19 protein-coding genes are annotated in these 19,651 nt (G+C 40.2%); 12 read left to right on the top strand and 7 right to left on the bottom strand.

Features of this window, described 5'->3' with window-relative positions:
- The first annotated feature begins 430 nt into the window (after positions 1–430).
- The 3 genes from H6G74_RS29465 (at position 431) to H6G74_RS29455 (ending at position 3,431) form a co-directional block, all read left to right on the top strand.
- Positions 431–1,069 carry a Uma2 family endonuclease gene (locus H6G74_RS29465; RefSeq protein ID WP_190971108.1) on the top strand — a complete coding sequence of 213 codons (639 nt, stop codon included), beginning with the start codon at positions 431–433 and terminating at the stop codon, positions 1,067–1,069.
- Between the two features lie 258 nt (positions 1,070–1,327).
- Positions 1,328–2,197 (top strand): hypothetical protein, encoded by an 870-nt coding sequence (locus H6G74_RS29460; protein ID WP_190971107.1) that lies wholly within the window; start codon positions 1,328–1,330, stop codon positions 2,195–2,197.
- Positions 2,198–2,495: 298 nt separating this feature from the next.
- Positions 2,496–3,431 (top strand): lysophospholipid acyltransferase family protein, encoded by a 936-nt coding sequence (locus H6G74_RS29455; RefSeq protein ID WP_190971106.1) that lies wholly within the window; start codon positions 2,496–2,498, stop codon positions 3,429–3,431.
- A gap of 4 nt (positions 3,432–3,435) precedes the next feature.
- On the opposite strand, the gene H6G74_RS29450 is transcribed toward H6G74_RS29455, so the two are convergent.
- Both H6G74_RS29450 and H6G74_RS29445 read right to left on the bottom strand, forming a co-directional pair.
- On the bottom strand, positions 3,436–3,732 hold the full coding sequence (locus tag H6G74_RS29450) for a hypothetical protein (protein WP_190971105.1): 297 nt from the start codon (positions 3,730–3,732) through the stop codon (positions 3,436–3,438).
- 46 nt (positions 3,733–3,778) lie between these two features.
- Complete coding sequence (locus tag H6G74_RS29445; protein ID WP_190971104.1) at positions 3,779–5,272, bottom strand: hypothetical protein; 1,494 nt, start codon at positions 5,270–5,272, stop codon at positions 3,779–3,781.
- Between the two features lie 106 nt (positions 5,273–5,378).
- On the opposite strand from H6G74_RS29445, the gene H6G74_RS29440 reads away from it, so the two are divergent.
- The gene (locus H6G74_RS29440) at positions 5,379–8,573 is read left to right on the top strand and encodes an alpha-mannosidase (protein ID WP_190971103.1); all 3,195 of its coding nucleotides are present in this window, start codon (positions 5,379–5,381) and stop codon (positions 8,571–8,573) included.
- Positions 8,574–8,657: 84 nt separating this feature from the next.
- Here H6G74_RS29440 and psbN read toward each other — a convergent pair whose 3' ends face one another.
- Complete coding sequence (gene psbN, locus H6G74_RS29435) at positions 8,658–8,789, bottom strand: photosystem II reaction center protein PsbN (protein ID WP_083468730.1); 132 nt, start codon at positions 8,787–8,789, stop codon at positions 8,658–8,660.
- 85 nt (positions 8,790–8,874) lie between these two features.
- On the opposite strand from psbN, the gene psbH reads away from it, so the two are divergent.
- The 3 genes from psbH to pth all read left to right on the top strand — a co-directional run bounded on the left by psbH (position 8,875) and on the right by pth (position 10,251).
- Positions 8,875–9,078 (top strand): photosystem II reaction center phosphoprotein PsbH, encoded by a 204-nt coding sequence (psbH, locus tag H6G74_RS29430; protein WP_062292793.1) that lies wholly within the window; start codon positions 8,875–8,877, stop codon positions 9,076–9,078.
- A 190-nt stretch (positions 9,079–9,268) separates the two neighbouring features.
- Complete coding sequence (locus tag H6G74_RS29425) at positions 9,269–9,541, top strand: TatA/E family twin arginine-targeting protein translocase (protein ID WP_190971102.1); 273 nt, start codon at positions 9,269–9,271, stop codon at positions 9,539–9,541.
- Between the two features lie 71 nt (positions 9,542–9,612).
- Positions 9,613–10,251 carry an aminoacyl-tRNA hydrolase gene (gene pth / locus H6G74_RS29420; RefSeq protein WP_190971101.1) on the top strand — a complete coding sequence of 213 codons (639 nt, stop codon included), beginning with the start codon at positions 9,613–9,615 and terminating at the stop codon, positions 10,249–10,251.
- Between the two features lie 217 nt (positions 10,252–10,468).
- Here the strand turns inward: pth and rpsU (H6G74_RS29415) are convergent, their stop codons facing one another.
- From rpsU (H6G74_RS29415) to rsmI, 3 genes are all read right to left on the bottom strand, one after another.
- Positions 10,469–10,648, bottom strand: a complete 180-nt coding sequence (rpsU, locus tag H6G74_RS29415; protein ID WP_008226419.1) for a 30S ribosomal protein S21 — start codon at positions 10,646–10,648, stop codon at positions 10,469–10,471.
- Positions 10,649–10,876: 228 nt separating this feature from the next.
- On the bottom strand, positions 10,877–11,221 hold the full coding sequence (locus H6G74_RS29410; protein WP_190971100.1) for a hypothetical protein: 345 nt from the start codon (positions 11,219–11,221) through the stop codon (positions 10,877–10,879).
- A 384-nt stretch (positions 11,222–11,605) separates the two neighbouring features.
- Positions 11,606–12,466 (bottom strand): 16S rRNA (cytidine(1402)-2'-O)-methyltransferase, encoded by an 861-nt coding sequence (rsmI, locus tag H6G74_RS29405; RefSeq protein WP_190971099.1) that lies wholly within the window; start codon positions 12,464–12,466, stop codon positions 11,606–11,608.
- Between the two features lie 29 nt (positions 12,467–12,495).
- Here rsmI and H6G74_RS29400 point away from each other — a divergent pair, with 29 nt between their 5' ends.
- The 4 genes from H6G74_RS29400 (at position 12,496) to rpsU (H6G74_RS29385) (ending at position 15,214) form a co-directional block, all read left to right on the top strand.
- Positions 12,496–13,395 carry a sugar kinase gene (locus H6G74_RS29400; protein ID WP_190971098.1) on the top strand — a complete coding sequence of 300 codons (900 nt, stop codon included), beginning with the start codon at positions 12,496–12,498 and terminating at the stop codon, positions 13,393–13,395.
- Positions 13,392–14,255, top strand: coding sequence for a 3'(2'),5'-bisphosphate nucleotidase CysQ family protein (locus H6G74_RS29395; protein WP_190971097.1), 864 nt, complete (start codon positions 13,392–13,394; stop codon positions 14,253–14,255). Before H6G74_RS29400 ends, H6G74_RS29395 begins: the two co-directional genes overlap by 4 nt.
- A gap of 312 nt (positions 14,256–14,567) precedes the next feature.
- Positions 14,568–14,894 carry an RNA recognition motif domain-containing protein gene (locus H6G74_RS29390; RefSeq protein WP_190971096.1) on the top strand — a complete coding sequence of 109 codons (327 nt, stop codon included), beginning with the start codon at positions 14,568–14,570 and terminating at the stop codon, positions 14,892–14,894.
- A 122-nt stretch (positions 14,895–15,016) separates the two neighbouring features.
- Positions 15,017–15,214 carry a 30S ribosomal protein S21 gene (gene rpsU, locus H6G74_RS29385; RefSeq protein ID WP_062292816.1) on the top strand — a complete coding sequence of 66 codons (198 nt, stop codon included), beginning with the start codon at positions 15,017–15,019 and terminating at the stop codon, positions 15,212–15,214.
- Positions 15,215–15,311: 97 nt separating this feature from the next.
- Here the strand turns inward: rpsU (H6G74_RS29385) and H6G74_RS29380 are convergent, their stop codons facing one another.
- Positions 15,312–17,942: a DNA polymerase III subunit alpha gene (locus tag H6G74_RS29380; protein ID WP_190971095.1), complete on the bottom strand. Its 2,631-nt coding sequence runs from the start codon at positions 17,940–17,942 to the stop codon at positions 15,312–15,314.
- 199 nt (positions 17,943–18,141) lie between these two features.
- Between H6G74_RS29380 and H6G74_RS29375 the strand changes: the two genes are divergently transcribed.
- Positions 18,142–19,428 carry a dicarboxylate/amino acid:cation symporter gene (locus H6G74_RS29375; protein ID WP_190971094.1) on the top strand — a complete coding sequence of 429 codons (1,287 nt, stop codon included), beginning with the start codon at positions 18,142–18,144 and terminating at the stop codon, positions 19,426–19,428.
- The last annotated feature ends 223 nt before the right edge of the window (positions 19,429–19,651 follow it).

Below are 19,651 nucleotides of genomic sequence, written 5' to 3'. Positions count from 1 at the left end.
CCAGCCAATATATAGGCGGTTGTTGGTGCTGGTGATCCAGTTGCAGAACTGCTCCCATACGTTGGCGCTTTTGCGCTGTTGTAAGGTTGCTGTCATGTCTTTATGATTGCTTTTGCGTTGTTTACGCAGGAATAATTACTTATGATGGTTTTATCTTAGAGAATTTGTAACGGTTTGTAAAGAAGTCTGATGAAAGGCTTTCTTAACACTTTTATAAGTGCAGCTTATAGATGAGGATTCCAGAAGTAAAGCTTTATTCTTTCCCTCTTCAGTATTGATGACAAGCAATTCTTAAAAACTGAAATGCTTCAACCTTTTAGCCAGGCTTCACTGTATTATGCTCAGTCTCGAACAAAGAAATACGATGTGTTTGGAGTGCGATCGCACTGTCATTCCTTATAATGAAAACTAAACCCAAGTCAGAGGCGATATGCTTTTAAAACTGCAACAAATTATCGTCAAACCGGGACACCAAATGTTGCTGAAAGATATTAGTTGGCAGCAACTAGAAAATATTTTAGAAGAAATGGGAGATAAACGTGCCGCGCGTATCTCTTATAGTAATGGTTGGTTAGAAATTATGGTTCCTCTACCTGAGCATGAAAAAGATAAAGAGTTAATTGGTGATTTAGTCAAGATTTTATTAGAAAAACTTCAAATTGATTTTGAACCATTTGGCTCTTCAACATTGAAAAATGAGCGAATGCGGCAAGCAGTAGAACCAGATACCTCTTTTTACATTCAAAATCATGCTGCTGTGATTGGCAAAAATAGAATTGATTTAAATATAGACCCACCACCAGATTTAGCAATTGAAGTTGATATCACATCCCGCACTCGATTTAATAACTATGAAATTTTAGGAGTTCCTGAACTTTGGCGATATACAAATCAAGGTTTAGAAATTTTTGTACTCCAAGATGGTAAATATATTCAATCTCAATCTAGTCCTAACTTCCCTAATATACCGATTATTGAATTAGTTAATGAGTATGTTCAGCAGTGTTTGACTAGCGGCAGAAGTCAAGCTATGCGTAATTTTAGAAAATGGATTGAAAATAATTTGTAAACATAGATAATGTGGGCAAATGTAATAATAATGATGATGTGAGTAATAATACTGTTGGCTTTTGTTTCAAAATAAACTACTTTTTATAGAGTGTCAGAAGTATTAATCGTATAACTTCAGGATATTTTTAAGAGGAAAAAATCTATATGTCTAGTAAGCATACCAGTGAAATTATCGCATCTCAAACTGGCATCTCATCATCAAAAATAGCTTTGGAAGCCTTTGAACGTCATATAGAAAAAAAGCTCAATGAGACAAATGAGACAACGGAAAATAAAACACAAGCAACAAACTCAAAATCTGATGTCAATTCCAATAAGTTCAAATCCTTCTAAAATTCTCCGTTTGTTTGCTGACTTGCAGGATCGTTTGTACGAACATAACACAGTCAAGAATGCAATTACTCAAATCTGTAACCATACAAAAGACCAGAACATTATTAAAACTTGTCAAACTATTGCTGATATTCTAGATATAGAATTGAATTTTAACTTTAATAATGTTCACACTACTGTACATTTCCAAGCAGTTCAGCAATTACACAACCATCAGAATCATGTAATTAATAAATACCAAGAAATTCAAAATAATATAAATAATTACAATCCAAAATGGACAGCCCCTTTGCTTGAAATCATAGATACTCAAATAGCCAGATTGTCACAGCTAATAATACTTCTAGATAGAGAGCCTGATATTTGTGATAACAAAGGTAATGTAATACGTCCTAATGATTTAGTTATATACCCTTGTAAAGATGAAAATGATAGGGATTATGAGCATTATGGTATTGTCAGGGCTACTCCTAATGGTTACAGAGTTGCACACTTTTTTACTGGTAAAACAGTAAAACCAGAAGGTAAAATTGTAAGTGTGGGAATTGGATATATTCATTTTGCCCACTATTCACCAGAATGGTTATTTAAAGAACGTCCTGAACAAGAAAATCCTCAAAACGCTTCAGACCTTCAAACGGAAATGCGTATTCAAGCATCACGAGAAAAAATACTTAATTCACAAGATCCTCTTTGGAATTTATTAAATTATAACTGCGAACATTGGGCTAGAGAAATGGTATATGGCGAAGCGAAATCTACTCAGATTTTAGATAGAAGAAATAATAAATAAATCGAGAAAATTTTATAGGACTTGTGCAGAACATATCTCAAACTCTCATTTCTCCGTGACGCGCCAGATGCTACTCTGCGAGAAGCCGTGCAAAGCACGTCCACAAGTCGGCAAAGCCGCCCAACGCACTAGCTTCTCTGTGTCTCTGTGGTACCCTCCAGGAAGCAGCTTGCGCGTCTACGATTTTCTGTGGTATGTAAAATAACAAAAGTAGAGAAAAGCGATCGCTATAAGTCTAACTACAGCAAAATAGACAATAGACGAATATTTATGATGAGTACATGAACTCAGCGAGGGTGTGATTAATAATTCCGCCAATCATCAACAAGACAGTTTGCCATCTTTAGATGCTGCTAGTATTAAGCGAGTAAAAGAAGGAGTAGCAGCAGCAAGCGATCGCGCGGTGCGTTATACAATCGAACAAGCACTAAATCGTCTGGAAGCCATTAACCAAGGACAGACAGAACATCAAATTAATGGTAGTGTACGCAGGTTTGTTTTGCGATCGCTCATTCATACTTTATTCCGCGTCCGGGTAGAAAACATCGAAAACTTACCGCAGACACCAGCCATTCTTGCAGCTAACCATCTACATCACATCGATCCCTTGTTGTTATTGGCAGAACTCCCCAGCCAACCCTATTACTATATTTTGGGGGATGCTCGCACTCTGTATAACAAGTGTTGGAAACGCTTCATTTTGAATTTTGCTGGCGGTGTCATTCCTTTGGCGCGGTTGTGGAAAGAAGAAGTGGCTGTGATGTCAGCAGCCAAAGCTGGAAGACAAGATTTAGCTGAACTCGCCGCCGCCATTGCCCAAAATGTGCCTACTGGCGGCGATATACAGACTTTACGCCAAATAGACCGCATTGTACTGGGAATTTTAGCCCACGGAGATGGTATGATTCTGTTTCCTGAAGGACGACTGGGAAGCACAGAGGGTAAATTGCATCTTCCCCTGAAGCGAGGAACGGTGATATATGCTTTACGTGCTGGTGTACCAATAGTTCCTGTGGCATTAATTGGCACTCAAGACTTATATCTTCGCAAACAGTTAACTATTCGCTTTGGTGAACCGTTACATTTTTCTCCTAATACGAAAGCCACTCGTCAGGAAGTCGAAACAGCTTTAGCAGCTTTGGAAAAAGCTATGACAGCTTTGTTACCAACTAACTATCAAGAACCAGCAGGAATCAAACTTTTACGTTACTTGCTTAACCATATTTTGTGGTAAATGGCTATTTTTCTAAAAAGTTGGTGATTTTAAAATTTGATGTTCCTTCCCAGCAATGATTTAAACAAGCATTTACCTGGGCATCTGCTGTATCTGTAGATTCTTTAGAAGCGTTTAACTGTACGGCTGTGACAATATACTCAAAAATAATTACAAATTGTTTTTGTGCTGAAATTCTCTCAACCACAATAGTTTCGCCCACTTTGGGAATTTGCGGCAAATTCACGACAAAGGTTTCAATTTTTGGTTTGTCTAGGGGATTTTTGAAATTAAAGTATTTACAGTAAACAAGAACTTTCACGATAGTTAAGGGTTATTGGTGACGTTTTATCCTGCTTGCTGATTGGTTATTTACTTCGCCATAGCCTTTGTAATAAATTAACACCTTTTACTAATATTTCTTCTAACCACAGCATAGTGTGATCGAGCCATTTTAAGATTTTCTCTAGTAAGTGCTGCTCATACTCTACAGAATTAGCTTTAACTTCTATCCAGTCTGGTTGAATTTCGACTTGATGATTGTGGTTTTGATTGGGGATGATTTCGCCTACATTACTTTCATTTGTGGGGATATTAGCTAGTTTTTCTGATACTTTTTTATTAGTGTGGTCAAGTTTTGTTTGTGTAACCGACAAACTAGGATTAAGGGTCGGCGTGTTGTTTTTGTCATGCACTAATTCTGAATTACCAAATAAATCGCCCCACTTTAACCAAGGTTCTGCGGCTGTGTTTTGATTGGTTAACTTACGTTTTCTAGACCGAATTTGATATTTTTTCCTAGATAAAGATTGGCTATTAGAATTAAGTTTTTTCTCTTTACCAACACCAAAAAAATAATTGATTGCAGCTTCAATTAAAGCTTGAAAATTCAGTGTTTGTGTTTCCAGACTATCAGATGAGACGGTAACATTGACTGGTGCAGCAAACTCATCTTGACCATAAAGAAATATATGGAATTTTTGCCGCGTAACTTGGATAATTTCTTGGCTATTTTGCTGGACTGGTAATACAGTATTTCTTTCTAATTTAGCTATAACTTTATCCAGGACATCGATGATTCTGCCAGTATTTATTAGTTCAGGCGATATACCTGCTGTTAATGCTGGAATTTTACTGGGAGTTTCACCAGTTAGCTTGGCTAAAAGCCGATGAATTTCTGGTAATAAATCTGTCTGTTGTGCAGGCAATGCTAATTGTTGATTATGCCAGTAACGGGCAACTTCACTAATAATTTTGTCTAAGATTTTTGTTTGTTGTTGCGGTGTTAAAATATCGAGGATTTCATTATTTGTAGTTACTAACACTAATTTACGCTGTTCTAGTGTTGTGGCAATTCCTTGGACTTTAGGTAAATAACGTTGAAGCACATCTTGTTGTTGAGATGGGGTGAGATGGCTAGAAGAATTGTCTGAAATCGTTAAGGATTGAGTCAGAGCTAAGTTATTTGTTTTACTATGTGAAAACAGTTTCTGCCACCAAGCGCCTATGATGTGAAAACTTGGTGATGTTTTGACAGATGTTTCCTCAGATGGAAGCTTTTGGACTGCTTCTAAGACAACCTGAATAGGCGTATCCGCAGTTGGGGGAGTTTCGTGGCGATCGCGATCATTTGGTGCTAACTTGAGCCTAGATTGTGGTTCTCTGCTATGCAGCGTTTTCACCTTTGACTCGGCTGACTGTAACACTAGATACAACGGGTAAAGTAATGCTTCTACACCCCACTTAGTAGCAACTTGCACTTGTCTGAAGGTTTGTTCCCATCGTTGTGTCAACCGCCGAGATTGCTGGTGGACAAAGTTAAAGAGTCTGCTTTGATAACGCCCAGAAGAACCAGATGACATGATAGTAATTTATGAGTTCAAGTTTTGTTTAGTTGTGAGACTCCCACGCAAAAATAGATAACGACCAACAGTTAATCGTTGTAAGTGCCATCATCTTAGCGAAAATATGACCCCTCCTGTATCTCAATCACAGACAAATTTAATCTCAAAGACTATTGAGCAATTACGCTCTTTTTGTCAAGTTAATCTTCAGTCTACTTGGCTATACCAAGAATGTGACCGGAGTATTACGGATGTTGTTACATCTAATTTGTCTGATTGGCAACCTGTAGAGTTAAATGCTAAAGGACATATTGCTTGGAAAGGCGGGAAACAAGTTTTATGGCTGGTGCAGAAACTAGTGGTTCCCCAAGATTTACAGGGTTATCCTTTAGCGGGGTTATCTTTGCGCTTGGCTTTGGTATGGTGGGCTGATGCGGCGGAGGTTTATGTTAATGGAGAATTAGTCCAAGCTGGAGATTTGTTTGATTTTTACCCCAGAGTCTTGCTGAGTCAAAGCGTGTCTGCTGGGGATGAGTTTATTGTAGCTTTGCGCTTGGTCAGTCCGGGACATGATCAAGGGGCTTTGATGCGATCGCACCTAATATACGAATCTACAGATTATCATTATCCTGACCCCGGTTTTGTGGCTGATGAGTTGGCGGTGGCGCAGTTGTATTTGGAAAGGTTTGCGCCGGAAAGGTTGGATGGGTTGGCGGTGGAGATAGATAAGATAACGAACCGCCAAGGCGCAGAGGACGCTGAGAAAGAGAGGGAAGAGTGGGAAAAATATCTTTTGTCTTTACGTCAAAAGTTATTTCAATCTAAAATCCGTCTTGAAAAGTTAGGCGGGACGGAAACCGACACCGCCTACTTTTCGCAAAATCTAAAATCTAAAATTTTTCTACTCGGTCACGCCCATTTAGATTTAGCATGGCTATGGCCTGTGAGCGAAACTTGGAACGCCACCCAAAATACTTTTGAGTCGGTTCTCAAATTACAAAAAGATTTTCCTGAATTAATTTTCTGTCATTCCACACCCGCCCTTTATGCTTGGGTGGAAGAACATCGACCAGATTTATTTGTAGCTATTCAAGAAGCTGTTGCGACGGGAAAGTGGGAAATTATTGGCGCTACTTGGGTGGAACCAGAATTAAATTTGATTAGTGGTGAATCGATAGTTCGTCAGTTATTGTATGGTCAGCGTTATTTTCAAGAGAAGTTTGGTAAGATTTCGCCGGTAGTTTGGGTTCCTGATAGCTTTGGTTTTTGTGCAACTTTACCGCAGTTTTTTGTGAATGCAGGTGTGGAATATTTTGTCACCCAAAAATTGCGGTGGAATGATACTACTAAATTTGATTATGGGGCTTTTTGGTGGCGATCGCCTGACGGTAGTCAAGTATTTAGTTTGATGTCTGCACCTATCGGCGAAGGTATTGACCCGGTTAAAATGGCAGCCTATACCTTGGAATGGCAAGACCAAACCAATTTGACAGAATCACTTTGGCTTCCTGGTGTGGGCGACCACGGCGGCGGCCCTACCCGTGATATGTTGGAAATTGCCCACCGTTGGCAACATTCGCCTGTATTTCCAGAATTAGAATTTACAACCGCCGAAAAGTATTTACAAGAAATTAGCCAAGCAGATTTCCCCACCTGGGATGACGAACTTTATCTAGAATTTCATCGCGGCTGTTATACTACTCACGCTGATCAAAAGCGGTGGAATCGTCAAAGTGAAAATTTACTTTATCAAGCTGAACTGTTTGCGACTTTAGCAACTATTACCTGTGGCGCGACATATCCCAAAGCAGAGATAGAAACCGCTTGGAAGCAAGTTTTATTTAACCAGTTTCACGATATTTTACCTGGTTCTTCCATTACCCAAGTTTATACAGATGCTTTGCCAGAGTGGCAGCAAGTTGAACAAGTGGGGACAAGAATATTAAGAGAGTCGATGCAGGCGATCGCATCTTACTTTACCCTACCAGAACCACCAGAGCCTAATAGTTTACCAATATTTGTATTTAATTCCCTCAACTGGCAACGTTCTGAAGTAGTTGCCGTTAGCTTACCCCCGACTTACCCAGAATGGCAAATCTACGATGTCGCCGGAAATCAACTGATCTCGCAATTTACCCAACCAGCAACATTATTATTTTTAGCTACTGATATCCCACCAGTCGGTTATCGTTTATTTTGGCTAGTTCCCACATCCCAAATTCCTAGCAACTCATCATCTCTTATCTCTGAATTTGTTCTCGAAAATCAATTCTTGCGAGTAGTCATTGACCCAGACACAGGTGATTTAGCCAGCGTTTTTGATAAAATTCATCAACGCGAAGTCTTAAGCGGTGCGGGAAATCAATTACAAGCCTTTAAAGATAGCGGTCAATATTGGGATGCTTGGAATATTGACCCCAATTATGCAGAACATCCCTTACCAGCCACCAGCCTCAAATCGATTCAGGTATTAGAACAAGGGCCGATACAACATCGCTTGCGTGTATTGCGTCAATTAGGCGAATCGGAATTTTGTCAAGATTACATTTTACAAGCAGGTTCACCCATCTTAAAAATTGCTACCACAGTTAATTGGCACGAAAATCAAGTCTTCGTTAAAGCTGCATTTCCTTTAAATGTCGAAGCAGACTTCGCCACCTATGAAATCCCTTGCGGTGTTATTCGTCGCCCCACCAAACCCCAAACCCCCGCAGAAAAAGCCAAATGGGAAGTCCCCGCCTTGCGTTGGGCTGATTTAACCGGAGAATCAGAACTCGGTATTTACGGTGTTAGTTTGCTCAATGATTGTAAATATGGCTACGATGCTCAGGCGAATCAACTACGCATATCATTATTACGCAGCCCCAACTGGCCAGACCCAGCAGCTGATAGAGGCTTTCACCAATTCACCTACGCCTTGTATCCCCACACAGGTACTTGGGAATCAGCCCAGACAGTACAACGCGGCTATGAACTCAACATTCCCCTACAAGTAATACTTAACCCACTTTCCACTCCCAACTCCCAACTCCCCACTCCCGATAGAATTAGTTTCTTAAACTTAACTTCTCAAAATTTAATCTTAATGGCTCTCAAGCCAGCAGAAGATAATCCCCAGGAATTGGTTTTGCGATGCTACGAATCTCAAGGAGAAATAGCTGAGTTGTATTTACAGAGTGATTTAGGGCTAAGTTTAGGAGAGACAGTGGATTTATTAGAACGCCCCCAAGATATCACTGATTTTTTTGGTATCCAGCAGTTACTTATAGTACAGCCTTGGAAAATTACCACTGTCAAACTGATACAACAGCCAAAGTAACTTTTAGATAGCAGAAGCAGGTAGCTAGACAGTCTACTTTTGCCTCTGCTTGGTGAGCGAAGCCGAACCACGGCCTCCTGCTTTCTAATCTTCGTGATCATCAAAGGGATCTGCTAACTCCTTGCTTGGTGGGCCAAACGAGGTATAAATTCCATACGCAGTAACGGCTACAAGTATCGCGCCTACAGAAATGCTAAGAACTATTGCGGGTTCCATAAAATATAGATTGATTATGAGTGCTATTCTTATAGAATATTACAGAAGATTAAAAAAAGCTTTGGCAACTAATCTTAGGTGAACTATGGCACAACGGACTAGGTTGGGAGATATCCTGAGACCTTTAAATTCTGAGTATGGTAAAGTGGCTCCCGGCTGGGGAACTACCCCTGTAATGGCTGTATTTATGGGGCTGTTTTTCGTGTTTTTGCTGATAATTCTGCAACTTTACAATAAATCCATCGCAATTCAGGATGTGTTGGTTGATTGGCGCAGCTTAGGCGGCTAATTTAACATCGCAATCAAGCTTGCGTATTCAGCGAACTTACACCCGGCTCGTCCGGGTTTTTTTGTAAGTTATAGACTTGAAAGGTGAGTCTAAAACAAGTCACCATAGTAGTTGATGGGGAAAGTTTTGATTGTAACTTCCCACTTTCCTAATTTTGTGTGTCTGTATACTTATAGGTAGGAGCGATCGCGTGAATATATTTGGTATCGGTCTGCCAGAAATGGCTTTAATTATGATAGTGGCACTGTTAATCTTTGGCCCCAAAAAACTCCCAGAAATCGGCCGCAGTGTCGGGAAAGCAATTCGCGGTTTCCAAGATGCTTCTAATGAATTTCAAAACGAATTTAAACGCGAAGCCGAACAAATCGAACAAGCAGTAAAAACCACTGCTGAAATCGAACCCAAACAAATCGAACCCTCTCAACCACAGCATGATACTGTTAATTCTTCTCAAAATAGCTAATCAAGTGCTGAGTGCTGAGTAAAAAACTAGTCCCTTAACATAGTTCTGCGAATCGATTGATTGTAAGTGAAATGACAGAAGCTGTAACACAACCAGCTTTGGTAATTCCCCAACTAATTGTGGGGTTGGGGAATCCAGAGCCTAAATATGAACAAACACGCCATAATATTGGCTTTGCTGCTGTTGATGCACTTGCTCGTGCTTGGCAAATTTCTTTAGCAGAAAATCGCAAGTTTCAAGGGGAGTATGGCGAAGGTATAGCATTTGCTGGAAGTAAAATCCGCTTGCTGAAGCCATTAACTTACATGAATCGCTCAGGACAATCAATCCAAGCTGTTACAAGTTGGTATAAATTACCAGCAGAGTCTGTATTAATCATTTATGATGATATGGATTTACCCCTCGGAAAAACCCGCTTGCGTCTTTCTGGCTCTGCGGGTGGGCATAATGGAATGAAGAGTGCGATCGCTCATCTTAGCACCCAAAACTTTCCACGTTTACGCATCGGTATCGGCAAACCAAAAGATGCAGCCAACAGCGATAACTCTGAAACAGTCTCTCACGTACTAGGAAAATTTTCTGCCACCGAAACTAAATTGATGTCTGCTGTACTTGAATTTGTCATCGAGTGCGTAGAAATGAGCCTAAAACAAGGAGTCGAAAAAGCGATGAATCGTTGTAATAGTCGTAACGTGGCAAATAATGAGTAGTCATTTGTCATTTGTTATTTGTCATTTGTCATTCGTTCCGTTCCCTTCCTTGTCTCCCTTGTCCCCTCAACTCCTATTCCCTCCTACAAAGCAATATACCCAAGCCCTAGACAGGCATGGGTAAATCTTGCTAAATCTCATCTGAGTACTCTGGCAAAGTGCTGTTGCTAACTGAGATTGATTTCTTGAAGCAAAGCCAGTACCAAACCATCCATATTTATTTAAAACGGCGCTTGCGTCTTGCTGCTACAGCTTTACGTTTGCGCTTTTCTAATGGTGTTTCAAAGTGCCGATGATATTTTACGTCGGCAAGTATACCAGCCTTGGATACTTGACGCTTAAATCGACGTAATGCTGAATCTATTCCTTCGTTTTCACCTAGAACCACTTGGGTCATTCTGTTTCCTCGTTATGGATAATTTCCATTGTAATAGTAGCCTCCGACTTAGCCAAACACCGTCAGCTTGCCTTCAAACATACTAGTTTTGGCAAGCGCACTGCGTACAGCAGGAAAAATACTATTTATAATCACAAATTAGTATTATATGACTTAGTTACAAAAGTTAGTGGTTGATGTAGAGTCCAAATAGAGGTTTTGTGGCGTAAATGTCATGATTAATACTGCTTAAAAGTTAATTCTGCCCTGACTTAATAATTTATATCCGGTGGCTAATGCCGTAAACGCCACACAAAAACTCCATAAACTAGTCGGTCTTAAAATAACTCCACCACTTAAAAACACTAGCACGATTCCCAGCCCCAGTAATATCCAGCCAAAATTACCAGTTTGTCTAGGAAAGAAAACTAGCGAAAATATACCAGCCATAATTGCAATAACTGAACCAGTAGCAGGCGCACTCCGATAAAAAAATGAATAGGATCTGCTAACAAATATGATGTTTTGACCGAAAAAATATAACCCTACAAATAATAAAATCAAGCCTATCAGTTTGATAAAAAGCCTACCCATAATTATTGGATTTGCCTAAGCTAAATCTAAAGTTAGTGTGGCTTTATTATATTTGACCTATTAATAAAAAACTATAGATTCATGTAAAAATTTATCTAAAATTTATGTACAATACAGCAAATATACGTAGAATATCATCTTGGATTTGATCATAAACTCCTCATATCGTGTCCGGTAAAAGACTTATCATAGAGACCGCAGGGGGAAGAAGAGTTTTATCTTTCTGCACAGATATGCTGAATCATAATGATTGACCAGATATGATATCAGATTTCCAGTCTGGGGCTATACAAACAAAGCCTGGGAAGGCAGGCTAATTATTGATATATTCTCCCCTGTCTCCCTTGTCCTTACACAGATAATTTCAAAAATTCACGCAAATAACTACTCAGCATTCGCAACAATAGACAAAGCCAATTGATAAACTTCGCGGCGGGAAAGTGAAGTAAATTTGGCTAGTTGACGGCTGGCTTGAGAACGGGATATTCCTTGACTAATTAACTGTTGTAATTCTGCTTTGAGTTGTGTCTCATTTAATAAAAGCTGAGTGGCTGGTGTTCCTGCAACAAGTAAAGTGTATTCACCTTGGGGTTCTCGTTGTTGGTAATGGGCGATCGCATCGGCAATTGTACCGCGCCAAAATTCTTCGTACAATTTAGTTAATTCCCGCGCCAGCACAATTTGGCGTTCGTCCCCAAAAGCTACTGCTAAGTCTTGCAAAGTATCTGTTAAACGATGGGGCGATTCGTAGAAAATTAAGGTGCGAGATTCTGTCTGCAAAGTTTCTAAATATTCCCGTCGTTGTTGGGCTTTCGGTGGTAAAAAACCTTCAAACGCAAACTTATCTGTCGGTAAACCCGCAGCACTTAAAGCGGTAATGGCTGCACTTGCGCCGGGAATTGGTACTACTTTAATTCCTGCGTCAATACAAGCTTTAATTAATTCATAGCCAGGATCAGAAATTCCTGGCATACCTGCATCACTAACTAAGGCGATCGCTTTACCATGATTTAAATGCTCTAAAATTTCTGGAATGCGGCTATTGCGATTATGTTCGTGATAACTGATTTGGGGTGTTTTAACTTGAAAATGCTGGAGTAATTTCCCTGTGTGGCGCGTGTCTTCCGCCGCAATTAAATCCACCATCTGCAAAATTCGCACCGCCCGAAAGGTAATATCTTCTAAGTTGCCAATGGGTGTGCCAACAACGTAAAGTGTTCTTGGTTGGGGTTGGTCATTTGTCATTTGTTATTCGTCATTTGTATTAAACAAATATGGTGACTAATCTAAAATCCAAAATCCAAAATTTAAAATCACATCGCGGATTATTTGTCGGGTTAGTCACCTTAGATTTGATTTATCTGGCTGATGCTGCTCCGCAAAATAACCAAAAGTTGGTAGCTACTGACTATACTGTAGCAGCAGGCGGCCCGGCTACAAATGCGGCTGTAACTTTTGCCCATTTAGGAAATTATGCAAATATCTTGGGTGTGGTTGGTTCTCACCCCATGACGCAACTTATTTATAGTGACTTAGAAAATTATAGAGTAGCGATCGCTGACCTCGACCCCAACAAACCCACACCACCACCCGTCTCTTCAATTATTGTTACTCAAACCACCGGCGAACGGGCGATTATTTCGATTAATGCTGTGAAGACTCAAGCCAGCCACGCATCTGTCCCAGATAATATTTTTACCGATATTGATATTGTATTAGTTGATGGACATCAAATAGAAGTAGGGAAAGCGATCGCGCAAACTGCAAAAGCTCATCATATCCCAGTAGTCATTGATGGTGGTAGCTGGAAATCTGGCTTTGAGGAAATCTTACCCTTTGTCGATTATGCCGTTTGTTCAGCAAATTTCTATCCTCCTGGCTGTGAGACAGAACAACAGGTTTTTGATTATCTCAGCAGTTTTAACATTCCCCACATTGCCATTACCCACGGTGATCAACCAATTACATATCTAAGTCAGAATCAAAGTGCTACTATAACCGTACCGCGAATTACCGCAGTGGATACCCTGGGGGCTGGTGATATTTTTCACGGCGCTTTCTGCCACTATATATTAAGTGAAAATTTCCCCGATGCTTTAGCACAAGCCGCATCTATCGCCGCTAATTCCTGTAAATTTTTTGGCACACGTCGCTGGATGGAAGTGAAACAATGAAAGATTTAGAAGATATATTAGCGATCGCTCGTGATGTAGGCTGGAAAGCGGCAGATATTCTCCACTCTTATTATCACGGCACAGTTAAAGACTCTGATTTACAGGTGCAGTACAAACAAAGCGAACCTGTGACAATTGCAGATGTTACCGTTAGTCAATATATTGTGCAGAGATTACAAGACGCTTTTGGTGATGAAGATTTTGCTTACATTAGCGAAGAAACCTATAAATCACAACTCCAACTACAAAACTCTCAGTTAGTATGGCTAATTGACCCTTTAGATGGTACTAGAGATTTTATTGATAAAACGGGAGATTATGCCATTCACATTGCGTTAATTCAAGAGCATCGCCCGATTTTATCTGTTGTCGCTGTACCAGAAGCCGAAACCATCTACTACGCCATTAAAAACGGCGGAACCTTCAAAGAAACTCCAACCGCCACTGTCGCTATAAAACTTTCACCAACAAAACCCGTGGAAGATTTAACCTTAGTTGTCAGTCGTTCTCATCGCAATGAAAGACTAGAGTATTTATTACAAAATTTGCCTTGTCAAAATCAAAAAGCTGTCGGTAGTGTAGGTTGTAAAATTGCTACCATTCTTGAACAAAATGCAGACATCTATATTTCTCTTTCTGGTAAATCTGCGCCTAAAGATTGGGATATTGCCGCACCAGAGCTAATTTTAACAGAAGCAGGCGGTAACTTTACTCACTTTGATGGTAGTCCTTTACAATATCACACTGGCGATATTAATCAATGGGGAGGCTTACTCGCCAGTAATAGTAACTCTCATCAACTTTTGTGTCAGGAAGCGCAAAGGATATTATCTGAGTTCGACGGTATTAAGAAAGTTTAGAACTATATATGTATATAGCTAAAGTTAGTTTGTCTGAATTAACAGTATAATTTATAATTATGTTTAATAGTTAATCTAATTAATGTCTATAAACATAATTTTCAGGCATTTTTTAGGTACAAATACCCAAAAATTATTCTGTAACTATTACAGAATACAAAGTTTTTTGAATACTTGATAACTTTGATTATTGGGAGCTTGTGCTATACTTTGGCATATAAGGATTATTTTCGGTTGAGTAACTCGTTTTGATTTTTAAAAAGCGTCTCTCCGAATTTAACTCTCTACACTCCCTGAATTCGGAGACATTATATGTCAATTTACATCGGAAACCTTTCCTATCAAGTCACTGAGGAAGACTTGAGATTAGCATTTAGCGAATACGGAAAAGTAAGTCGCGTTCAGTTACCAACTGACCGTGAAACTGGCCGTCCTCGCGGTTTTGCCTTTGTGGAAATGGAAAATGAATCACAAGAAACCGCAGCCATTGAAGCACTAGATGGTGCTGAATGGATGGGTCGTGACTTGAGAGTTAACAAAGCCAAACCTCGTGAAGAAAGAAGTCCTTCCCGTGGTGGCGGTGGTGGCTGGGGTAACAACCGTGGCGGCGGTGGCGGCGGCCGTGGTGGTCGCTACTAAACTTTTGAAATAAAAATTTAGCATCTAGAGTCTCCAGCAGATAAAGCCAAAGGCTCAATTCTGCTGGGGTATTTTATTTTTTCTCTAGATTTTGCTATTCATCCAAATAAGGAGGATTGAGAATGACGCAAGTAGTCTTGGGGGAGAATGAGGGTATTGATTCAGCTTTGCGAAGATTTAAACGGGAAGTTTCTAAAGCTGGAATTTTCCAAGACATGAGAAAGAAGCGTCACTTTGAGACACCGCTAGAAAAACAAAAGCGGAAAGCAGTTGCAAGACATAAGCAAAATCGCAGCAACGGCGCTCGTCGCTTCAAGTAACACAGCTAAAAATATTAGTATGGTTGGGGCATCAGCCATTAGGTTTGCTATTACTATTTAAACCTAAAATCCCCACCCTTTAAGGGTGGGGAGCATGTCAAATTTGTAGAGCTTTAACTTGTAGTAAATCTAGTTCGCTCTCAAAAATTTCATCAATAGGTAACATCTGACCATCGGTAGTCATAAATTTGTGGTCTTTGGTGGCGCGAATTACAGAACCGTCTTCTAAACAATACTCGAATAATTCTTGTTGTCCTCGATTATGCCATTGGGCGATCGCTTGCGTATAGACATGACCATGACTGTCAACGCTAAACACGCTACATTCCAGTTGTTTTTCGACAATTTCACCGATAGGGACAAAGCCATATTCTACTGTTAATACTTCTGTGTCATAGCTGAGGCAATATTCAGCGAATTTCAACATATCATCAAATAGCTTTTCGGCTACTTGCTTTTTCACACCATTTTTTGTCGAACCATCAATAAATTTTTCCTGCTGCTTCTGCATTTCCGAAACTTTCTTTTTCCCCATTGCGCGACGCAGCAAGTCAGCTTGTCCTAAAGAATAACCAGCCATATCTTGAGCAATTTTCATGATTTGCTCTTGATAAACCATGATGCCATAGGTTTCATTTAATATTGGTTCTAAAATCTGGCTTTCATAGTCAATATTTTCGCGTCCATGTTTGCGGTTAATAAACTTAGGAATTAACCCCGCATCTAAAGGGCCTGGTCTGTATAATGCCAAAATAGAAGAAATATCTTCAATATTAGAAGGTTTCAAATCACGGACTATCTGCTTCATCCCCGATGATTCTAATTGGAAGATACCTTCTAACTCTCCAGATTCTAGCAGTTCATAAGTTTTCTGCACATCTTTAGGTAGAGTTTTATGTTCACCCTTGGCTAAAATCTTTTGTGCCTTTCTTTCTTGATTAGTGATTTCGTAAGGGTCAACTCTATAACCTTTATTATGCTCAATTAAATCAATGGTTTTTTGAATCATTGTCAGGTTTCTTAAACCCAAAAAGTCCATTTTTAATAGACCCATTGATTCTAAATCTTCCATGAAATATTGGGTAATTACTGACCCGTCATTATTTTTTTGTAGAGGTACAATTTCATCAAGGGGGTCAGCAGAAATTACCACCCCAGCCGCGTGGACACCGAAGGTTTTGTTAGTTCCTTCAATTCGCATCGCCATATCAATCCAACGGCGGACTGTCGGGTCATTATCATATTTTTCTTTAAACTCTGGTTCGGGAGTTGCATCAGAAATCATCACCTTGAGTTTCGTTGGTTTCCCCCGCACCACAGGAATTAACTTCGCCATTTTGTCAGCGTCCCCATAGGGAATATTCAACACCCTGGCGACATCTTTTAACACAGCTTTAGAAGTTAAACGGTTAAAAGTAATAATTTGAGCAACTCTATCTGTACCGTATTTCTCTGTGACATAATTAATCACTTGATCCCGTTGTTCAATGCAAAAATCGGTATCAATATCAGGCATTGATTTCCGTTCTGGGTTCAAGAAACGCTCAAATAGTAAGCCATGATGTACGGGGTCAATGTTAGTAATTCCCATTGTGTAGGCTACTAAAGACCCTGCCGCCGATCCCCTACCTGGTCCAACTGGAATATTATTATCTCTCGCAAATTTGATGTAGTCCCACACAACTAAAAAGTATGTAGAAAAACCCATTTGCTGGAGCATTTTCAGTTCATATTCTAATCTTTCTTTATAAACTGGCTCGACTTCCGCGCGGGTTTTTCGGTTTAATCTATCTAATAAACCTTGCCAAGCAACTTCCTCAACATAAGTATCAGCAGTGTGACCAGAAGGAATGGGATAATTGGGGATGCGAGGCTCACCCATAATATTGTAAGGCTCGACTTTCTCGGCAACTTCTTCTGTAGTAGCTATTGCTTCCTCAATCACATCATCGGGTAAATGGTCGCGGAATAGCATTCTCATTTCATCCGCAGATTTGAGATATTCTGTACCGCTATAACGCATCCGGTTATCTTCAATAATTAGTTTACCGGTTTGAATACACAGCAAAGCGTCGTGGGCTTCGACATCAAAACAGGAAATAAAATGGGAGTCGTTCGTAGCGACAAATTTGATGTTTAATTCCCGCGCAATTTTGATAATTTCGACGTTAACAATGCGGTCTTCTGGGGAGCCGTGGTCTTGAATTTCTAAATAAAAATCATCACCAAATACATCTTTATACCATTGAGCAACTTTGCGGGCTGCATCTGGTCTATTACTGAGAATTGCTTGGGGAATTTCGCCACCTAAACATGCGCTAGTGACAATCAAACCTTCGTGATATTGTTTGAGTAAATCTTTATTAATACAGGGGCGAGAAAAAATACCTTTACCTTGTACACCTTTGAGGTGAGAAATTGTAGTTAATTTAACTAAATGTTTATATCCTTGATTATTTTTGGCTAAAACAACTTGATGATATTTGGGACGACGTTCTTGTTTTTCAATGTCGCCGTTAATGATATACATTTCGTTGCCAATTATTGGCTTAACATTTTTGCTGCGGCAAATTTTCAGCAATTCCACAGCACCATACATGACACCATGATCTGTAACTGCGATCGCCTTTATCCCCAATTCTATGGCACGGTCAATCAAATCTGGTAACTGACTCGCCCCATCCAGCAAACTGTAGTCACTATGAATATGTAAAGGTACGAAAGACATAATATTTATTAATAGTCAATGGTCAATAGTTATTTGTCATTGGTCATTTGTCATTTGTCATTTGTTATTTTCCCTAACCTCTAGCCCCTACTCCCCACTCCCCACTCCCTAGATTGATTAGATTACCCTGTTTAAGTAAATTCCACTTCCGCAATTGTTGTTGTAATAGTTACCTTTGTTCAGTTACCCAGCTTTACCAATGAGTCAAACAGATAGTCAACATCCGCCCGATAATGCTTCCCGTCCTTGGTGGCGGCGTATTCCTCTGACGTTACAAATTGTAATAGCCTTAGTGCTGGCTGTGATTGTGGGAATTGCTTTGGGTGCGGGGAACCCTAGCCCCAGCAATGCGGCTTTAATCACTAATTTGGCAATTCCGGCAGAACTAGTACTCAAGGCACTCCGCGCTTTAGCTACGCCACTGATTTTGGTCGCAGTGCTGCATACTTTTATGACGGCGACTATCCCTGGTACCGCCGGACGACGGTTAGCGTTATTACTGTTTACTAATACCACTGTAGCGATTTTAGTCGGGCTGTTTGTGGCTAACGTCCTGCGTCCAGGAACTTGGGGAAGTTTACCCAAACCAGCGACAACTATAGAAAGTGCAAATCTTGATCCTTGGGGGTTAATCAAAGACGCTGTACCAGAAGCTGTGCTTGCGCCGTTGGTGAGTAATAATGTGATTCAGTTAATTGTGGTTGCCCTCTGTTTTGGTATTGTGCTGCGGGGCTTAAAATCAGAACAAATTGCCCAAGGTAAAACCGGATTTCAGCCCATTGAAGATGTGATTGGGATTTTATTTGAGGCGGTAATTCGTATCCTCAACTGGGTAATTGCCTTAGTTCCCTTTGCGGTGTTTGGTATTGTGGCTAAAACCGTAGCAGAAAAAGGTTTTGCCCCATTTGTTTCTTTAGCGGCTTTTATTGTGGCGGTGTTGGTCGCCTTGGTGTTGCAAGCTTGTTACTATCTCACCAGGGTTAAGTTTAATTCTTGGGTAAACCCGTGGCAATTTTTAGTTGGTGGTTCTGATGCTTTTATCACGGCGTTCTCGACTTCTTCTTCTACCGTAACAATGCCTATTACTTGGGAAGTTTTGCAAACCAAAGTTGGTTTAAGGGAATCTTCCGCATCTTTGGGGGCGCTAGTCGGGGCAAACTTTAATAATGATGGGACTGCCCTTTATGAAGCAATGTCTGCGTTATATATTTCCCAAGTTATTGGACAGCATTTAAATTTGGGACAGCAGTTAATTGTAGTGCTGACATCGATTTTTGCATCGGTGGGGGCGGCTGGTATTCCCAATGCGGGGTTAGTGACAATGACTTTGGTATTTACTTCTGTGCGCTTACCTACAGAGTACATCGCCTTGTTGGTGACTGTTGATTGGTTTTTAGACCGTTGTCGCACAGCAATTAATGTTATGGGAGATATGACTGTAAGCGCGGTACTGGATGGGAAAAAGCCTCGTTATGAGGAGGAGTAATTTTTATCAAACAAAAATGTGGGTAACACATAGCTTTATAAGGGGGGATAAGTAGGTCGGTGTAAATAATTATTGTTGGAATAAGGCAGGAGGCAGGGAGCAGGGGGCAGCTGACAGGTGTAGGTTTTTTACAATTAGGAGGAATTGAAGCAAAAGAAATCGTCAACAGGAGTAGGAGGAAAAGTACTCCAACGCGGAAGACGAAGAGGAAGATGGTTGAGTA

Source organism: Nostoc spongiaeforme FACHB-130 (genome assembly GCF_014698475.1).
GTDB classification, from domain to species: Bacteria; Cyanobacteriota; Cyanobacteriia; order Cyanobacteriales; family Nostocaceae; genus Nostoc_B; species Nostoc_B spongiaeforme.
The sequence above is the reverse complement of the archived record's forward strand: the minus strand, read 5'-3'. Positions and strand labels throughout refer to the sequence as shown.